The organism is Streptomyces graminofaciens (genome assembly GCF_030294945.1).
Taxonomy (GTDB): domain Bacteria; phylum Actinomycetota; class Actinomycetes; order Streptomycetales; family Streptomycetaceae; genus Streptomyces; species Streptomyces graminofaciens.
In genome coordinates this window covers 8,360,435-8,377,068 of the sequence record NZ_AP018448.1, presented here as the reverse complement: position 1 = coordinate 8,377,068, position 16,634 = coordinate 8,360,435, and the positions used below count along the sequence as shown (strand labels likewise).

14 protein-coding genes and 1 pseudogene are annotated in these 16,634 nt (G+C 71.9%); 8 read left to right on the top strand and 7 right to left on the bottom strand.

What is annotated here, in order from left to right:
* The first annotated feature begins 22 nt into the window (after positions 1 to 22).
* From SGFS_RS36790 to SGFS_RS36775, 4 genes and pseudogenes are all read left to right on the top strand, one after another.
* Positions 23 to 715, top strand: a complete 693-nt coding sequence (locus tag SGFS_RS36790) for a polysaccharide deacetylase family protein (RefSeq protein ID WP_286260253.1) — start codon at positions 23 to 25, stop codon at positions 713 to 715.
* A 4-nt stretch (positions 716 to 719) separates the two neighbouring features.
* The gene (locus SGFS_RS36785; protein WP_286256491.1) at positions 720 to 1,865 is read left to right on the top strand and encodes a glycosyltransferase; all 1,146 of its coding nucleotides are present in this window, start codon (positions 720 to 722) and stop codon (positions 1,863 to 1,865) included.
* Complete coding sequence (locus SGFS_RS36780) at positions 1,862 to 2,545, top strand: YveK family protein (RefSeq protein ID WP_286256489.1); 684 nt, start codon at positions 1,862 to 1,864, stop codon at positions 2,543 to 2,545. Before SGFS_RS36785 ends, SGFS_RS36780 begins: the two co-directional genes overlap by 4 nt.
* A gap of 29 nt (positions 2,546 to 2,574) precedes the next feature.
* Positions 2,575 to 3,687: pseudogene (locus SGFS_RS36775) on the top strand (GNAT family N-acetyltransferase); the annotation flags it as partial.
* A gap of 21 nt (positions 3,688 to 3,708) precedes the next feature.
* On the opposite strand, the gene SGFS_RS36770 reads toward SGFS_RS36775, so the two are convergent.
* Complete coding sequence (locus SGFS_RS36770; protein ID WP_286256488.1) at positions 3,709 to 5,049, bottom strand: glycoside hydrolase family 26 protein; 1,341 nt, start codon at positions 5,047 to 5,049, stop codon at positions 3,709 to 3,711.
* 176 nt (positions 5,050 to 5,225) lie between these two features.
* Between SGFS_RS36770 and SGFS_RS36765 the strand changes: the two genes are divergently transcribed.
* Both SGFS_RS36765 and SGFS_RS36760 read left to right on the top strand, forming a co-directional pair.
* The gene (locus tag SGFS_RS36765) at positions 5,226 to 6,482 is read left to right on the top strand and encodes a carboxylate--amine ligase (protein ID WP_434028114.1); all 1,257 of its coding nucleotides are present in this window, start codon (positions 5,226 to 5,228) and stop codon (positions 6,480 to 6,482) included.
* A 28-nt stretch (positions 6,483 to 6,510) separates the two neighbouring features.
* Positions 6,511 to 7,779: an NAD(P)-binding domain-containing protein gene (locus SGFS_RS36760; RefSeq protein ID WP_286256486.1), complete on the top strand. Its 1,269-nt coding sequence runs from the start codon at positions 6,511 to 6,513 to the stop codon at positions 7,777 to 7,779.
* A 54-nt stretch (positions 7,780 to 7,833) separates the two neighbouring features.
* On the opposite strand, the gene SGFS_RS36755 is transcribed toward SGFS_RS36760, so the two are convergent.
* From SGFS_RS36755 to SGFS_RS36745, 3 genes are all read right to left on the bottom strand, one after another.
* A complete protein-coding gene (locus SGFS_RS36755) occupies positions 7,834 to 8,679 on the bottom strand; it encodes a chaplin (protein WP_286256485.1) in 846 nt (281 codons plus the stop codon).
* A 105-nt stretch (positions 8,680 to 8,784) separates the two neighbouring features.
* The gene (locus SGFS_RS36750; RefSeq protein ID WP_286256483.1) at positions 8,785 to 9,042 is read right to left on the bottom strand and encodes a chaplin; all 258 of its coding nucleotides are present in this window, start codon (positions 9,040 to 9,042) and stop codon (positions 8,785 to 8,787) included.
* Positions 9,043 to 9,258: 216 nt separating this feature from the next.
* Positions 9,259 to 11,205 (bottom strand): AMP-dependent synthetase/ligase, encoded by a 1,947-nt coding sequence (locus tag SGFS_RS36745; RefSeq protein WP_286256481.1) that lies wholly within the window; start codon positions 11,203 to 11,205, stop codon positions 9,259 to 9,261.
* 111 nt (positions 11,206 to 11,316) lie between these two features.
* On the opposite strand from SGFS_RS36745, the gene SGFS_RS36740 reads away from it, so the two are divergent.
* A complete protein-coding gene (locus SGFS_RS36740; protein WP_286256480.1) occupies positions 11,317 to 11,931 on the top strand; it encodes a chorismate mutase in 615 nt (204 codons plus the stop codon).
* Positions 11,932 to 12,116: 185 nt separating this feature from the next.
* On the opposite strand, the gene SGFS_RS36735 is transcribed toward SGFS_RS36740, so the two are convergent.
* Entirely contained in the window at positions 12,117 to 13,061 is a 945-nt protein-coding gene (locus SGFS_RS36735) for an ABC transporter permease (RefSeq protein ID WP_286256479.1), read from the bottom strand.
* The gene (locus tag SGFS_RS36730; protein WP_286256478.1) at positions 13,058 to 15,715 is read right to left on the bottom strand and encodes an alpha/beta fold hydrolase; all 2,658 of its coding nucleotides are present in this window, start codon (positions 15,713 to 15,715) and stop codon (positions 13,058 to 13,060) included. The genes SGFS_RS36735 and SGFS_RS36730 overlap by 4 nt, the downstream gene beginning before the upstream one ends.
* A gap of 237 nt (positions 15,716 to 15,952) precedes the next feature.
* Between SGFS_RS36730 and SGFS_RS36725 the strand changes: the two genes are divergently transcribed.
* Positions 15,953 to 16,123 (top strand): hypothetical protein, encoded by a 171-nt coding sequence (locus tag SGFS_RS36725; RefSeq protein ID WP_286260471.1) that lies wholly within the window; start codon positions 15,953 to 15,955, stop codon positions 16,121 to 16,123.
* A 141-nt stretch (positions 16,124 to 16,264) separates the two neighbouring features.
* On the opposite strand, the gene SGFS_RS36720 is transcribed toward SGFS_RS36725, so the two are convergent.
* Entirely contained in the window at positions 16,265 to 16,540 is a 276-nt protein-coding gene (locus tag SGFS_RS36720) for a hypothetical protein (protein ID WP_286256477.1), read from the bottom strand.
* Positions 16,541 to 16,634 lie beyond the last annotated feature (94 nt).

Below are 16,634 nucleotides of genomic sequence, written 5' to 3'. Positions count from 1 at the left end.
CGGCACAAGCCTGTGGGTGGCGATGTACCACTCCGTCGGCGACTGCTCCGACGACCCGTACCGCGTCACCGTCTCCCCCGAACGCCTCCGTCTGCAGCTGCGCTGGCTGCGCCGCAGGGGGCTGCGCGGGGTGAGCGTGGCCGACCTGCTCGCCGCCCGGGCGCGCGGCGAAGGGCGGAAGCTGGTGGGGCTCACCTTCGACGACGGGTACGCGGACTTCGTCGACGCCGCCCTGCCGCTGCTGCGCGAGCACGGTTGCGGGGCCACCGTCTTCGTCCTGCCGGGGCGGCTGGACGACGAGAACCAATGGGATCCGCTCGGCCCGCGCAAGCCCCTGCTGAGCAAGCAGGGCATCCTGACCGCCGCCGCCACGCCGGGCATCGAGATCGGCTCGCACGGGCTCGCCCACATCGACCTCACCAAGGTGGACGACGAGACACTGCGCGCCGAGACCGCCGGGAGCAGAGCACTGCTCTCGGAGTTGATCGGCGCTCCGGTACAGGGCTTCTGCTACCCGTACGGCACCGTCGACCAGCGGGCCGTCGACGCCGTACGGGACGCCGGCTACGGGTACGCCTGCGCCATCGACCCCGGCCCGCTGAACGGCCCGTACGCCCTCCCGCGCGTCCACATCGGCGAGCAGGACACCGCCGTGCGCCTCTTTGTCAAGCACCGGCTGCACCGCCTGCGCCGCCGCCCCGTCGAGGGGGTCTGAGGACGTGAAGGCCCTGCACATCATCACCGGCCTCGGAGTCGGCGGCGCGGAGCAGCAACTCCGGCTGCTGCTGCGGCATCTGCCGGTCGACTGCGACGTGGTGACGCTCACCAACCCGGGCCCGGTCGCCGACGACCTCACCGCCGACGGCGTACGCGTCACCCACCTCGGTATGTCCGGCAATCGCGACCTCACGGCCCTCCCCCGCCTGGTGCGGCTGATCCGCGCGGGCGGCTACGACCTCGTGCACACGCACCTGTACCGGGCCTGCGTGTACGGCCGGCTCGCCGCGCGCCTGGCCGGTGTGCGGGCGGTCGTGGCCACCGAACACTCCCTGGGCGAGTCGCAGATGGAAGGCCGTCGGCTCTCCGCAGGGGTCCGCGAGCTGTACCTCGCCAGCGAACGCCTGGGCCGCGCCACGGTCGCCGTCTCCCCCACGGTCGCCGAACGGCTGAAGCTGTGGGGCGTGCCCGGGCCGCGCATCGAGGTCGTGCCGAACGGCATCGATCTCGCCCGCTTCCGCTTCGACCCGGCGCTGCGCGAACGCACCCGCAGGCGGCTCGGGCTGCCGGAGGGCGCGTACGTCGTCGGCGGCGTCGGACGGCTCACGGCGGGCAAGCGGTTCGACGTCCTGATCCGCGCGCTCGCCCAACTCCCCCCCGATTTCTGGCTGTTGCTGGTCGGTGGCGGCCCGGAGGAGAACGTGCTGCGGCGGGCAGCCCAGCGGGCGGGGGTCGCCGACCGGGTGCTGCTCACCGGCGAGCGGGTCGCGGGCGGCCGCCCGGGCGCCGATCTGCCGTCGCTGCTGACCGCCATGGACGTCCTCGCCTCGCCCAGCACCGAGGAGGCCTTCGGGCTGGCCGTCGTGGAGGCCATGGCGGCCGGGTTGGCCGTGGTCTACGTGTCGTGCCCCGCGATCGAGGACCTGCGGGCAGGTACGGCCAACGGCTCCCGGCGCGTACAGGGGAGCGCAGGCTCTTTCGCACGCGCCCTCCTCGGCATCCGCGCCGAGGGCCCGCGGCCCCGGACCGTCCCCGCCGCCGCCCACCACTACTGCATCACCCGCAGCGCCGCCCAGCTCATGGACGTGTACGCGGCCGTCTCCAGCACGCCTTCCGGAAACCCGCCTTGGGGAGTGAGTTCCGTATGACCGACATCGCCGACAAGACAGACCGTACGCCCGCCCCGGCGCCCGGAAACCCCCAGGGTGCCGCCCCGTTCGCCCGAGTGAAGGCCCTGCCGCCCTGGTCCCTGCTCGCGGTCGGCGTCCTGCTCGGCGGGATGCTCGGGGGCGCGTACGGCGTGGTGACGCCTCCGACCTACACGGCCACGAACTACGTCGTCGCCGTGCCCGCCCAGCAGGCGGACGCACAAACCGCACTCGGCTTCGCACAGGCGTACGGGCGGGTGGCCACACAGCTCGCGGTGCTCGGGGACGCGCAGGTGTGGGCCGGAGTGCCGGTCAGGACTCTGCGGGACAGCGTACGGACGGCGACCTCGCCGGACGCGCCGATGGTCGCCATCTCGGCCACCTCCACCCGGCCCGACCTCGCCGTCGACATGGCCAACGCCGTGTCGCGCTCCCTGACCCGGCACGCGAACCTCGCCGAGGACAGCACACGCGTGGAGCTCCAGCAGTTCGCGCGCGCCACCAAGCCCAACGAGGCCTCTTCGGCCTCGCCGAAGGTGACGGGCCTGGTGGGCGCCAGTGCGGGCGGACTGCTCGGTGGGCTGCTCCTGCTGGTGCGCCCACGACGCACCGCGGACTCCCCTCCGCTGGCCTCCGTACCGGGCCCGGCCACCGCCGCCGACGCCCACCGGCATCTGTGACCGGCGCACCCCAGGCCGTGGGCAACGGCATCGGCACCCTCCGTACGGACGGCGTCCTGCACGCCGAACTCTGCACCGACGAACGCGAGTTCGCCGCGCTCGGTGCCGCCTGGACCCGCCTCCACCGGAGGTGCTCCGCCGCCACACCGTTCCAGAGCCACGCCTGGCTCCACTCCTGGTGGCTGTCCTACGGCAAGCCCGGTCGGCTCCGGGTCGTGCTGGTGCGCGAGGGCGAGGAACTGCTCGCCGCCGCTCCCCTCACGCTCGTACGGCTGCCGCTGCCCGCCCTGGTCCCCCTCGGCGGTGCGATCTCCGACTACGCGGACGTCCTCATCGACGACGAGCACGCCGAACGCGCGACGGAGGCGCTGACCGAGGAACTGTTCGCCCTGGCCCGCACCGCGCTGATCGACTTCCGCGAGGTGCGACCCGGCGCCGCAGTCGAGCAAGTGTACGACCGGTGGCGCGGCCCCCGGCGGCGCGCCCCCGACTCGGTGTGCCTGGAGCTGCCGGCCCGGCCGATGGACGAGCTGCTCACGCGGTTGCCGACCGCCCGGGCCCAGCGCGTCCGGGCGAAGATCCGTAACCTCGGCAAACTCGGCGTGGAGCCGCGTGTCGTACCGCACGACGAGGTGCACACGGCCCTGGACACCATGCTGGACCTGCACCGGTTGCAGTGGCAGGGCCGCAAGGTGACCACCGAGCACCTCCGGCCCCGGTTCCACGAGCACCTGGCCCGTTCGATCGGCCCCATGGTCAGATCCGGGGACGCCGTGGTGACCGAGTTCCGGGTCGGCGGTGACGTCCTGGCCGTCGACGTGACCCTGCTGTCGCGGCATCTGGCGGGCGGCTATCTGTACGGCGCCCATCCCCTGCTGCGGAAGTGGAAGGCGGACGTCGCCACGATGGTGCTGCACGCCTGCGCCGAGTACGTGAGCGGCGGCGGCCGGCAGGTGCTGAGCCTGCTGCGCGGGGCCGAGTCGTACAAGTTCCACTGGCGCCCGGACACCGTGGTCAACCAGCGGCTCCTCCTCGCCCGGCGGCGTACGGCACCGCTGGTGTCGGCGGTCGTCCGGGAAGCGGCCGCGCAACGCCAGGGCAAGAAGCTCATCCGTCGCTGGAGGGAACGCGGTGGGGCGGGCCGTGACCGGCCCGCCCCCGCGTCACCGGTCGCTCGACACCCAGTCGAAGCGCAGGCAGAGCTTCCCGCCGAGCCAGTACTCGACCCACTCCCCCAGGTTCAGCGGCGAGCAGGTGGGCGGGAGCACCGGAGCGGTGGGCGTGGGCTGCGGAGTCGCCGGCACCGGGACCGGCGCGGGGTCGGTGCGCCCGGACAGTACGGACCGGTAGACCTCGGACGCCTTGGGGTTGGCCGTGCACTGCCACACACCGTGCGGGCAGTAGTCGGTGAGCGTGTTGTAGAGCGGCCTGTGCTTGTCCATCCAGGCGAGCATGCCCCTCATGTACTCCGCGTTGTCCCCGTTGTGGAACAGCCCCCATTCGGCGTACGAGATGGGCTTGCCGTGGGCCTTCGCGAAATCGACGTGCGCCTGGAGCCCGTACGGCTCCGTCACCTGCTTGTCGAACGGCAGTCCGCGCGGCTGGTCGTACGAGTCCATGCCGATGATGTCGACCGTGTCGTCCCCCGGATAGCACCGGGGCCAGGGGATGGCGTCCCGGCCGCGGTTCGGCGTCCAGTCGAACGTGAACTTCTGGCCCGGCACCGACCGCATGGTGGTGACGATCCTGTTCCAGTACTTCTTCCAGCTCTCCGGGTCCGGCCCGCAGCGATGGGTGTACGTGATGCCGTTCATCTCCCAGCCGAGCACGATGACGGTGTCCGGCAGCTTCAGCTCGACCAGCCGCTCGGCCAGCGTGCGGAAGTGGTGGTCGAATTCGCCTTCCGCCCCGTGCCGCAGCAGTCGGCGGACCTCGGGGTCGGAGACGCCCTCCTCATTGCGTTCCAGCATGGGCACGTTGAGGACGAACGTCCGGTCGTCCCTCTCCCGCCGCCAGTCCGCCCACGCGCCGAGGAAGCCCGGCCGGCCCTCGATGTTGCTCCACCGGTCGCCCGGCAGATACGTGTGCGCCACGCGCAGCTCCGCCCCGCCCAGCCAGTCGCTGAGCCAGGCCATCCGGGCCAGGCCGAGGGGGCCGTAGTCGAGGTAGGCGCCGAAGGCCGGGAAGTCCTCGACGGGGTCGGCACCCTGGGCGACAGGGGCGACCGGGGTTGTCCGCGAGGGAGCGGGCGACCCGCCCGGGACCGACGGCACGGCAGGGGCGGCCGACGAGGAAGGCACCGGCGGCGAGGGCACCACGACCGGCTTTGTCTGAGTTCCGGAGGTCGTCAGCGCTGTCGGCCCGGGTGTCGAAGCGTCATCGGCCCGCACCGGCCCGGCGCCGACGGCGTACCCAGGTCCCGAGACGAGGACGACCCATGCAACGACACCGGCCGCGACACACGCAGGCCGTCCGCTTCGGCGTCGCCGCCGTTGTGGGGCCATGCCCACTCCTTTCCGCGGCTCCCGCGCTGTCCCCGCCGCTTTCGCTTCCACCGCTTTGCTTTTCACCTACTGACACACAGTCATACGAACACGAAGCCCGCCAGCCGAGGCTCCGTCGTTCGGGTGGTCGGAGCACCCATGCGGGTGGTCAGACCACCCGAACGACCTGAAAGGAAATGTCCGTGTCACTGCTCGACACCCGCGTCCCCGCCGTTCTGCTGCGGATCGACCGGAATCCCTTCCACCACGGAACGCTGGGGGCCGTACGCACCCTGGGCCGAGCCGGCGTGGAGGTGCACGTGGTCGCCGATTCCGCCGGCAGCCCCCACGCCCGATCGCGTTACGTGGCCGAGACGCACTCCCCGCCGCCGTCCGACGCGACGACCGCGGAGATCGCCGCCGTCCTGCGCCGTGTGGCCGACCGGATCGGCCGACGCTCCGTCCTGATCCCCATGGACGACGCGAGCGCCATCGCCGTGTGCCGTCTGGGCGCGGACCTCGCGTACGGCTATCTACTCCCCGACCAGCCCGTCGATCTCGCCGAGCGGGTGGCCGACAAGGCCGAGCTCGCCGCCGTGTGCGGGCGCGTGGGCGTTCCGCATCCGGTGACTCTGATCCCGGACAGCGCGGCCCAAACGGCCGCCTTCGCCTGGCAGCTGGGGCTCCCTCTGGTGGCGAAGTGGAGCCAGCCGTGGTGGGTGCCCGCCGGGTCGGGACTGCGCAGCACGGTGGTGGTGCACTCGGCGGACGAGGCTCAGGCCCTGTTCCGGCGGACGGAGGAGGCGGGCAGCAGGCTGCTGCTCCAGTCGTTCCTGCCCCCGGGCCCGGACCGTGACTGGTTCTTCCACGGGTACGTCGACCGGGCCGGCGTGGTACGCGGCGGAGGCCCAGGCCGCAAACAGCGCGCCTGGCCGCGCGGCGCGGGTCTGACCACCGTGGGGTGCTGGACGCCCAACCCCGAGGTACAGGCACTGGCGGAGCGGCTGGTGAGCACAATCGGCTACCGAGGGGTCTTCGACCTCGACTTCCGCCGGGACGGCACGACCGGGGCGTACCACCTGCTCGACTTCAACCCGCGTCCCGGCGCCCAGTTCCGGCTCTTCGCGGACACCGCCGGAGTGGATGTCGTCCGAGCCCTGCACCTGGATCTGACGCATCGCCCGGTCCCGGACGGAGACCCGCTTCCTGGCCGGGACTTCGTCGTTGAGAACTACGCGCCCCTGGCCGCGCTGCGTCCGCGCCGGGGGCGCGAGTTCGCCTGGCACGCCCGCGACGACCTCGCGCCCAGCTTCGCGCTGTGGGCGCTGTGGTGCCGGCACGCGGCCCGGCGCCTGTCGGACCGCCGGCCCACTCCCGAAGTGCGGATCGTACGACAAGCGGGCGCCCCGACCTCCCTGCCGTCCCCCACATACCCGACGTCCCCGACCGACTGACCGACGACGAGAGAGCGAGTAACCGCTGATGTACGACCTGCTGGTAGTGGGTGCCGGACCCTATGGACTGTCCATCGCGTCCCATGCCGCGGCCGCCGGGCTGAGCCTGCGCATCGTCGGACGGCCCATGGCGTCCTGGCGCGACCACATGCCCCGCGGCATGTTCCTGAAGTCGGAGCCGTGGGCCTCCAACCTCTCGGACCCGGAGGGCAAGTGGCGCTTGGAGGTCTACTGCGCGGAGCAGGGCATGACGGCCCGGCACGGCGAGCCGATCCCGGTGGAGACATTCGCCTCGTACGGCCTGTGGTTCACGAGCCACGCCGTACCGCCCGTCGACGAACGGATGGTGAAGGCGCTCCGGTTCTGCCCCGGCGGCTACGAAGCGCTTCTGGAAGACGGTGAGGCGTTGCGCGCGAGGACGGTGGCGCTGGCCATCGGCGTCCTGCCCTTCACCGAAGTACCGTCCCCGCTCAGGGCGTTGACGCCGAGCCATGTTTCGCACAGCAGCGACCACAGTGACCTCGAGCGCTTCCGGGGCCAGGACGTCACGGTGATCGGCGGCGGACAGGCGGCCCTGGAGACGGCCGCGTTGCTCGCCGAACAGGGCACACGGGCAAGGGTGTTGGCCCGCGCCCCGCAGCTGAACTGGAACGAGGTTCCCCCGCTCCAGGAGCGCTCGTCGTGGCAGTCGGCCCGCTCCCCGCTCACCGGCCTGGGCATCGGCTGGCGCAACTGGCTCTACGCCGAGCGGCCGGGCTGGTTCCGCCGCCTCCCGGAGGCCAGGCGGGCACACATCGCGAAGACCGCCCTCGGCCCGGCGGGCGCCTGGTGGGTACGTGAGCGGTTCGAGCCGGCCGTCGAGGTGCGGCTGGGGCAGCGGATCACGTCCGCGTACGAGTCGGACGGCCGCGTGCGGCTGGAGACGGTGAGCCGGAACGGCGAGTCGACGTCTCTGGAAACCGACCACGTCATCGCGGCCACCGGCTTCAAGGCCACCTGCGGCCGACTGGGAGTACTGGCGGAGAACGTACGCGAGGGCCTGGAGGCCGTGTCCGACGGGTCGCCCGCGGTCGGCCGGGACTTCGAGTCGTCGGTACCCGGACTGTTCTTCGCGGGTCTGACCACGGCCGCCGGCTTCGGCCCCGCGATGCGCTTCGTGCACGGTGCGACGTTCACGGCGGGGACGCTGGTACGAGGGGTACAACGGCGACTGCGCTCGGGAACGCCGGGCAACCGGATCCCGGCGCCGGGAGGCGGGGTGCGGGTGGCCGGGAACGGGATCGTCATCCGGAACTGAGGAAGGCACCCAGGGCCTCGGGTGCCGGACGCGGGGCGTCCGGCACCCGTGGTGTCACAGGCGGGAGGACACTCGGTTCCGCCGGTACAGAACGGCTCCGCCCGCGATCAGCGCGACGCTGGCGGCCGAGCCCGCGAGCAGACCGTCACTGCCGGTCTCCGCCATGGTCGGCGGCTTCGTCGGCGGGGTGACGGGAGGCTTGGCCGGTGGGGTCGTGGGCGGCTTGGCGGGCGGAGTCACCCGAGGGGGCGTGGGCGGCTCGTCCCGAGGCTTGTCCGGCGGAGTGGGGCGGTGCTCCTCGGGGGGAGCTTCGTGGCCCTTCGGGGACTCCACGTTGACGCACTCGTTGCCAAAGGCGGGGTTGAGCCCGGCGATCACGTCCACCGTGTTGCCGCACGCGTTGACCGGAACGTCCACCGGCACCTGGACGGTGTTGCCCGACAGGACGCCGGGCGAGCCTTGGGCCACGCCGTTCGCCGAGGCGCCGGAGGCGTTGTGCGGGCCCGAGGCGTCGTGCTCCTTCGCGGGACCGGGCGCCTCCCAGGGAGCCGGCTTCTCAGCGGGACCGTGCTCGCCCGAGGGACCGTGCGCGCCCTTTCCGTCGTCGTGGCCGGGAGCGCCATGGGTGGGGGCGTCATGGGACTTCGATGACGTCGAGTCCTTGTTGGCACAGGCGTTGCCGAAGGCCGGGTTGCCGATACCGGCGACGTCGACGGTGTTGCCGCACACGTTGACGGGAACGTGCACGGGAACCTGGACGTTGTTGCCCGACAGGACGCCGGGCGAGCCTTCGGCCACGCCGTTCGCGCCCGAGTCCGCGAGCGCCGTGGTGCTGTACAGGGACAGGATGCCTGTCGCGGCCGCCGCCGCAACCATTCCCTTGCTCAGGGTCTGTCGCAAGATCTTGTTGTCTTCCTGCTTGTGAAAGGGGGAAAGGCCGGCCTTGGCACCGTGAGGACGATCCAAGGCCGACCAGGACACAGCCGGGGCGGCTGACGCGCTACATCACTTGTTGGCGCACGCGTTGCCGCCTGCCGGGTTCAGCAGTCCGACGATGTTGACGGAGTTGCCGCACACGTTGATGGGAGCGTGCACGGGAATCTGGATCACGTTGCCGGAGAGAACACCCGGGGAGTGGGCGGCCACCCCCTTGGCGTCCGCGTCGGCCATGGCCGGAGTGGCCATGCTGATGGCGATGATCGCGCCGGCGGCGGCCGCGGCGCTCTGCTTGAGCTTCACGTGTTTTCCCTTCTTCGCGGTCATGCACCCATGACGGCCGAAACCGAGCGAGCACAGCTTGAACGGCTCGCACCATGACCCGCAGGCTGTAAACGAGGGATGGACAAGTGAAGAAACCGCGGAACGTGGCGCACTTCGGAATTCACCCGAACGCCGAGCCGGGGGCAACCGACCGGATCAACCACGGGGCTCCCGCTCCGCTCACGCGGTCACCGTGGCACGGCGGTGCCATACGGCCCCTCAGGCGCCGTACAGCGCGTCGATCTCCGCCGCGTACGCAGCCGTCACCCGGTGGCGCTTGATCTTGAGGGACGGGGTGAGCAGGCCGTTCTCCTCGGTGAAACTACCCTCCACCAGCCGGAACTCGCGAATGGACTCGGCGCGGGAAACCGCCTGGTTCGCGTAGTCCACGGCCTTCTGCACGTCGGCGCGCATCCGGGGGTCGTGGACCAACTCGGCCGGCGGGGTGTCCGCGGGCATCCCGTTGACGTAGAGCCAGTGGGTGACGTCCTCGGGGTCGAGGGTGATCAGGGCGGCGACATAGGGTCGGTTGTCGCCGACGACGATGCACTGGCCGACCGGCGGGCGGCTGCGCAGGCGGTCCTCCAGGACGGCCGGGGAGACGTTCTTGCCGCCGGAGGTGACGAGGATGTCCTTCTTGCGGCCGGTGATGGTGAGATAGCCGTCCTCGTCGAGCGCGCCGAGGTCGCCGGTGGCGAACCAGTCGTCAACGAGGGCGGCGTCGGTGGCGGCCGGGTCGTTCCAGTAGGTACCGAAGACGATGGAGCCCTTGATCAGGACCTCGCCGTCGGCGGCGATACGGACCGCGGTGCCGGGGACGGGCTGGCCGACCGTGCCGGGGCGGGGTCTGAGGGGCGGGACGATGGTGGCGGCCCCGGTCGTCTCGGTGAGGCCGTAGCCCTCGTAGACGATGATCCCGGCGGCATAGAAGAAGAGGTTGAGGTCGCGGTCCAGCGGGGAGCCGCCGCTGATGGCGTAGCGCATACGGCCGCCGAGTTCCGCGCGGATACGGCGGTAGACCAGCAGGTCGTACAGGGCCCAGGCCGCGTACAGGGCGGGGCTCGGACCGGGGCCGCGGTCGAGGAACTTCTCCAGGTAGGCCGTCGCGAAGCGGACGCCGAGGCGGTGGGCGCGGTCGAAGGATGCGCCGCGGCCGATGCGTTCGGCGGTGGCGCGGCCCGTGGCGTGGATCCGCTCGAAGAGATAGGGCACGCCGACGAGGAACGTGGGGCGGAACTGCTTGAGCGCGGGCCGCAGTTCGGCGGGTTTGATGCTCGGGCAGTGGCCCAGCTCGATCCGGGCCATCAGACAGGCGATCTGGATCGTACGGCCGAGGATGTGGGCCAGCGGGAGGAACAGCAGCGTCGAGGCGACCTGGCCCGTGACCTCCTTGAAGACGGGGTGCAGCAGCTCGACCGAGTTGGCGGCCTCCGCGTGGAGGTTGGCGTGGGTGAGGACGCAGCCCTTGGGGCGGCCGGTGGTGCCCGAGGTGTAGCAGATGGTCGCGGGGGTGTCGGGAGTGAGGGCCGCGCGGCGCCTGGTGACCTCGCCCTCGGCGATGTTCCGGCCCAGGTCGGCGAGTTGGGCGAGGGCGCCGCCTTCTTCGCCCGCCCCCTCGGCCTCGTCGAGCTGCCAGACGTGCGGCGGCTGGGCGTGGCGGGCCGTGGCGGTGGCGACGGCGTCCGCGTTCTCGGCGGTCTCCACTACCACGATCCGGGCGCCGGAGTCGCGGACGATCCACTCGATCTGCTCGGGCGAGGAGGTGGCGTAGACGGGGACGGACTGGCCGCCGGCCGCCCAGACGGCGAAGTCCAGGACCGTCCACTCGTAGCGGGTGCGGGACATCAGCGCGACCCGGCCGCCCGGTTCGAGGCCCGCCGCGATCAACCCCTTGGCGACGGCGGTGACCTCGCGGGCGAAGGCGGTGGCGGTGACCGGGCGCCAGTTGCCGTGGTGGTCGTCGCGGCGCAGGACCACGGCGGCGGGGGCCTCGGTGGCGTTGACGAAGGGCAGGTCGGCGATGCTGCCGGTGGTGGCGCGGGGGGCGAGGGCGGGTGTGCGGGCCTCGCGGACGATGCCGTCCGCGTCCTTGACGACCTCGACGTGGACGCGGTCGAGCAGGTCGGTGCGCTGCTTCGCCTGCTTCAGGTCCTTGCGTACTCCCATGACGGCCCCCGATGTTGATTACCGGTGAGTCAACTTACCCAGGCGTAAGGATTTTTCAATGGGGGCGACCCCTCCGTGGTACGGATGAGGCCGGAGTGATAAGGGTGATTCATGCGCCCCCACCACCTCAGGTCCGCCCTGCTCGCCGTCTGTGTCTCGGTCACCGTGGGTCTCGCCGGTGCCGTACCGGCCGCCGCCCACGCCGCCACTCCCCCTCCTCATACGGTCGCGGCCGCCCACTCGCTCACCGTGCTGACCGACCTCTTCGCCGAGCGGCTGCTCGTCGCCGACAAGGTCGCGGCGGCCAAGTACGGCACGGACAAGCCCATCGACGACCCCGTGCGCGAGAAGCAGATCCTGGACGACGTGGCCGCGCGGGCCACCGGGCTCGGGCTCGATCCGGATGCGGTGACGGCTGTGTTCCGCGACCAGATCGAGGCCAACAAGCTGGTCCAGCGCGGTCTCTACGCCCGCTGGGACGCGCATCCCGAGGAGCGGCCGACCGAGCGGCCCGACCTCGTGAAGGACGTACGGCCCGTGCTGGACCGCATCACCACGCAGTTGCTGGACGCGCTGGTGACGACGGAGGCGGCGCGGGCCGGGGCGTCCTGTGAGCCCCGGCTGCGGGTGGCCGCGGTGCGGTCGGCGTACGGTCACCGGCTGGACGGGCTGCATGTGGAGGGGCTGGTGCGGGCGTTGCCGTCCGTGTGTGCGACGTCGTCCTAGGGCCTTTCGTCACATCCCGTCGTCCGCCCGGAGGGCGGGACGCGCGGCGTCAGGTGCGGCGAGTGGGGGCACCTCCCACGCCCTTGAGGCAGGTGGGGGGGAGCGTGCGTGGCGTCGCGCGGCAGACGGGAGTTCGACGACAGGGCCCAAGGCCCGCCGAGACCGGTGGGTGATCCTCCGTTGTCCTAGGAGACGACGTCCTTGCGGCCGAAACCCCTGAAGGCCAGGGCGAACAGCACGAGCGCGTACGTTATGGAAATCGAGACGCCCTGGATCATGTCGGTGTACTCGGGCTGCGGGCGGACGACGTCGAGCCAGGCGTACTGCCAGTGCGCGGGCAGGAAGTCCCGCCAGTCGCCGAGGGCGGTCACCGAGTCCAGGACGCTGCCGATGATGGTCAGGCCGACCGCGCCGCCGACCGCGCCGAGCGGTGCGTCGGTCCTGGTGGAGAGCCAGAAGGCCAGGGCGGCGGTGACCAGTTGCGACACGAAGATGTACGCCACGGTGATCAGCAGTGCCTGGGCCGCGGTCCCCGTGGCCAGCTCGCCGCCCGTGGGCAGCTCCAGCGGGCCCCAGCCGTACGCCACCGAACCGATGGCGAGCGCCACGACCGGCAGCAGCACGATCGCCGCCAGGCTCATGCTCAGCCCGACGACGAGCTTGGACCACAGCAGCCGGGCGCGCGGCACGGGCGCGGCGAGGAGGTAGCGCAGGGAGGACCAGCTGGCCTCCGAGGCGACCGTGTCCCCGCAGAACAGCGCGACGGGGATGACCAGCAGGAAGCCGGCGGCCGCGAACAGGTTCACCGCGGCGAAGTTCGCGCCCGACGCGGTGGCCGTGTCCATCAGGTTCACCCGGGTGTTGCCCTCGCCCGGGGTGCCGCCGATCTGGAAGGCGATGAGCAGGATGATCGGCAGGGCGAACAGGATGCCGCCCATGACCATCGTGCGCCTGCGCTTCAGCTGGCGGACCAGCTCGACCCGCAGGGGCAGGGTGTGGCCCGCGCGGTAGCCCTCGGCGACCTCGACGGGCGGTTCCCCGGACGGCGGCTGCGAGAGGTAGCCGCTTTCGGCGCGCTCTCCGTGTTCGGCGGGGTCGCCGCGTTCGGCGCGCTCGGCCAGCGTGCTCATGCGGACTCTCCGATCAGGGTGAGGAAGGCGTCTTCGAGGCGGCGGTGGGGGCCCACCGACGCTACGGGGATCTCCAGCCGGACCAGCTCGGCGATCAGGCGCTGTGCGCTGCCGCCCGCGTCGAGGCGGACCACCAGGCCCTCGTCGGTGCGGACGGCCGACTCGATGCCCGGCAGGGCCGCGACCTTGTCGACGAGCGGCTCGTCCACGGGCTCGGCCGTGCCGACCAGGAGCGTGTCGCCTGAGCCGACGATCTCGCCGACCGGGCCCGCCTGGACGAGCTGTCCGTGGTCCATGACGACCAGGTGCGTGCAGGTCTGTTCGACCTCCGCCAGCAGGTGGCTGGAGACGATGACCGTGCGGCCGGCCGCCGCGTACCGGATCATGACCTCGCGCATCTCGCGGATCTGCGGCGGGTCGAGTCCGTTCGTCGGCTCGTCGAGTATCAGCAGGTCGGGCAGGCCGAGCATGGCCTGGGCGATGGCCAGGCGCTGGCGCATGCCCTGGGAGTAGGTGCGGACCGCGCGGGCGAGCGCGTCGCCGAGACCCGCGATCTCCAGTGCCTCCTCCAGGTGGGCGTCCTGCGGCGGGCGGCCGGTGGCCTGCCAGTACAGCTCCAGGTTCTCGCGGCCGGACAGATGCGGGAGGAAGCCCGCACCCTCGACGAAGGCGCCGACGCGGGAGAGGACCGGGGCGCCGGGCACGATCACGTGGCCGAAGACGCGGATCTCGCCGCCGTCCGGCTGGATCAGGCCCATCAGCATGCGCAGGGTCGTCGTCTTGCCCGCGCCGTTCGGCCCGAGCAGGCCGAGGACCTGGCCCTTCTCCACACGGAAGGAGACGTCGCGGACGCTGTAGCGGTCGCCGTTCCTGTACTTCTTGCTCAGGTCGGTGATCTGCAGCGGGACCTCGGCCAGCGCCGGGTCGGCGGGGGCGGGCGGTGCCGCGCGCCGGCGGCCCGACAGCAGCAGGGCGGCGGCGATCGCCGCGCCGGCCAGCGGCAGGTACCAGACCCAGGCGGGCAGCGTGCCCGTGCCGTCGAGACCGCCGAGCGGCGTCGGGACCTTGAGGTCGCCCTTCAGGGAGACCGTGTACGTCGCCGGGGCGGTCGGGGAGGCGTAGCCGAGGTCGGTGGGGGCGAGGACCAGACGGAGGCGGTGGCCGTCGTCGAGGTCGTGGTCGATCGCCGGGAGGGTGAGCTTCACGTCCTTGCCGGACCTCGCGCCCTCGACCCGGAGGGGTTCGACGAGGGAGGAGGGCAGCACCTGGGAGCGGCCGTCCGGGCCGACGTCGTAGACCTTGGCGAAGAGCACGGCGTCCTCGCTGGTCGACTTCACATGGACCGTGGCCGTCGGCGAGCCGGTGATCTGGACGTCGTCCGCCACGGGCTTCGACTCGAACGCCGCGTACTGGCCCGGGAAGTCGAGGGAGATGCTCACGCCGAGCGAGGAGAGCTGGGCGAGGCCGCCGGCGCCGGAGCCGAGGCCGGGGAGCGCGGACACGGCGGGCGGGTTGGCACCGGCCGGGTTGTCGAACGTCTGCTCGCGACCGCTGAGGGCGAACGACCGCGTCTCGCTCTCCAGACCGGGGTACTTGTCGGCGTTCTCGCCCTCGATCCGGGTCTCGCCGTCGCCGCTGCCCGTGCCGCGGGTGCGGCTGACGCGGAACTCCGGGCCGGTGTCCGCGCTCTTGTCGTCCTTCAGATAGCGGTCGAACCAGGCGGTGACGCGGGACTGGACGCGGTCCGTCTCCATGTCGCCGCCGTCGTGGCCGCCCGAGATCCAGTCGACGTCGACGGGCGCGCCGTTGGCCTTGATCGCCTTGGCCGCCGCGTCGGCCTGGCCGAGCGGGAAGAGGGAGTCGGTCTGGCCCTGCATCAGCAGCGTGGGCACCTTGATGCGGTCGCCGACGGCCTCGGGGCTGCGCTCTTCGAGGAGCTTCACCGCGTCGGCGTCGGGCTGCCCGGCCTCGGCGACCCGCTCGTACATCTGGCAGAGCTGGGTCTCGAACTTGTCGCAGCCGCCGCCGGTGTTGAAGAAGAGGCCGGTCCACAGCTTCTTGTAGACGCCGTTCGGGAACAGGGCGTCCGACAGGTTCCAGTACGTGATCGCCGGGGCGATGGCGTCGATCCGGTCGTCGTACCCGGCGGCCAGCAGGGAGACCGCGCCGCCGTACGAGGCTCCGGCCGCGCCCACGCGTGGGTCGCCGCTCCTGTCCAGCTCGACCTCGGGGCGCTTCGCCAGCCAGTCGATCAGCTTGGAGACGTCGGCGACCTCGCCTTTCGGGTCGTTGAGGCCGATCTTGCCGGTGGACTCGCCGAAGCCGCGGGCCGACCAGGTCAGGACCGCGTACCCGTCGCGCGCGAGGTCCTCGGCCTGGCGCCGTACGTCGCCCTTCTCCCCGCCGAAACCGTGCGTGAGCAGGACGGCGGGGCGGCGGCCGGAGGAGCCCGAGGTGAAGTACGAGGTGTCGATGCGGACGCCCTTGGCCGTGTCCATGACCTGGTCGGTGCGCTTGACCGGCGCGGCCTCGTCGGAGGCGGTGGCCGTCCACGTGCCGGCGCCGGCGAGCACGACGACGGCGGCCGCGGCGGCGATGGTCCGTCGCGGCCTTCGCGTCAGCGCCCGCCGGAGTGCGGGCAGTCGAAGATCCATGCGTCAACGGTACGGGGCGTCACCCACAGGCGACGGCAGCCTGTGGATGGAGCGACGGGCCATCCCACGGTCGTACGGGAGGAATTCGGCATACAGCGGTCGCGGTATGCCGGAGTGGGGGGTGGACTGACAGCAACCTGATAACTGGTGGCGGCGATGTCAGTGGGTCCGGATGGAGTCGCCGCTCACAGTTGACACACATGTCCACAAGGGACACACACCTTCGGGGCGGGGCACATGAAGCTGCGACGGACCGCGGCCTGGGCGGGGGTCACGGCGGCGGCGCTCGTGGCGACGACGGCGTGCGGCGCGGAGACGGCGAAGCTCGCGGCCGAGGCGGTGGACAAGTCCGACGCGATCATGGCGGCGTCGGCCCGGGCCACGGACCGGACCCAAGAGCTCGGGTGACGTGGCTGGGCCCGGGCACTTTTCGCACCCGGGCCCAAAGGGGGCGGCCATCAGGAACGGCCCTGGACGACGCCGGTGAGGAAGGCGACTCGGCGCACGAGGTCGACGACGGTCTCGATCACCGCCTCCCTGACCCGCCGGTCATCCGGCCTTCTTCTGCTCCCGCAGCTCGTGGACGCTGGCGGTGAGGGTGCCTTCCTGCTGTTCGTAGTGGGAGAGGGCGACGCCGAGGCCGAAGAATGTGGGTGCCCATTCGCCGATGAAGATGCCCCACCGGTCGGCGCGGGCGAGGCCGGTGCCCGGTTCCACCCGGAGGCTGGCTACCCAGGTGGCCACGGACAGGCCGATGGAGGCCAAGGCTGCCGTGTAGGCGTGTTCGCTGCGGATGCCCATGTCGTGCATTTTCTTGATGACCATGCCGGCACTCCGTTCGAAGTGGGGGATTCCCGGACGAAGTACCCTCAATCGGCACGGCTAACCAGAGCTTGACCTTGAGCGCCTACAGCCACCT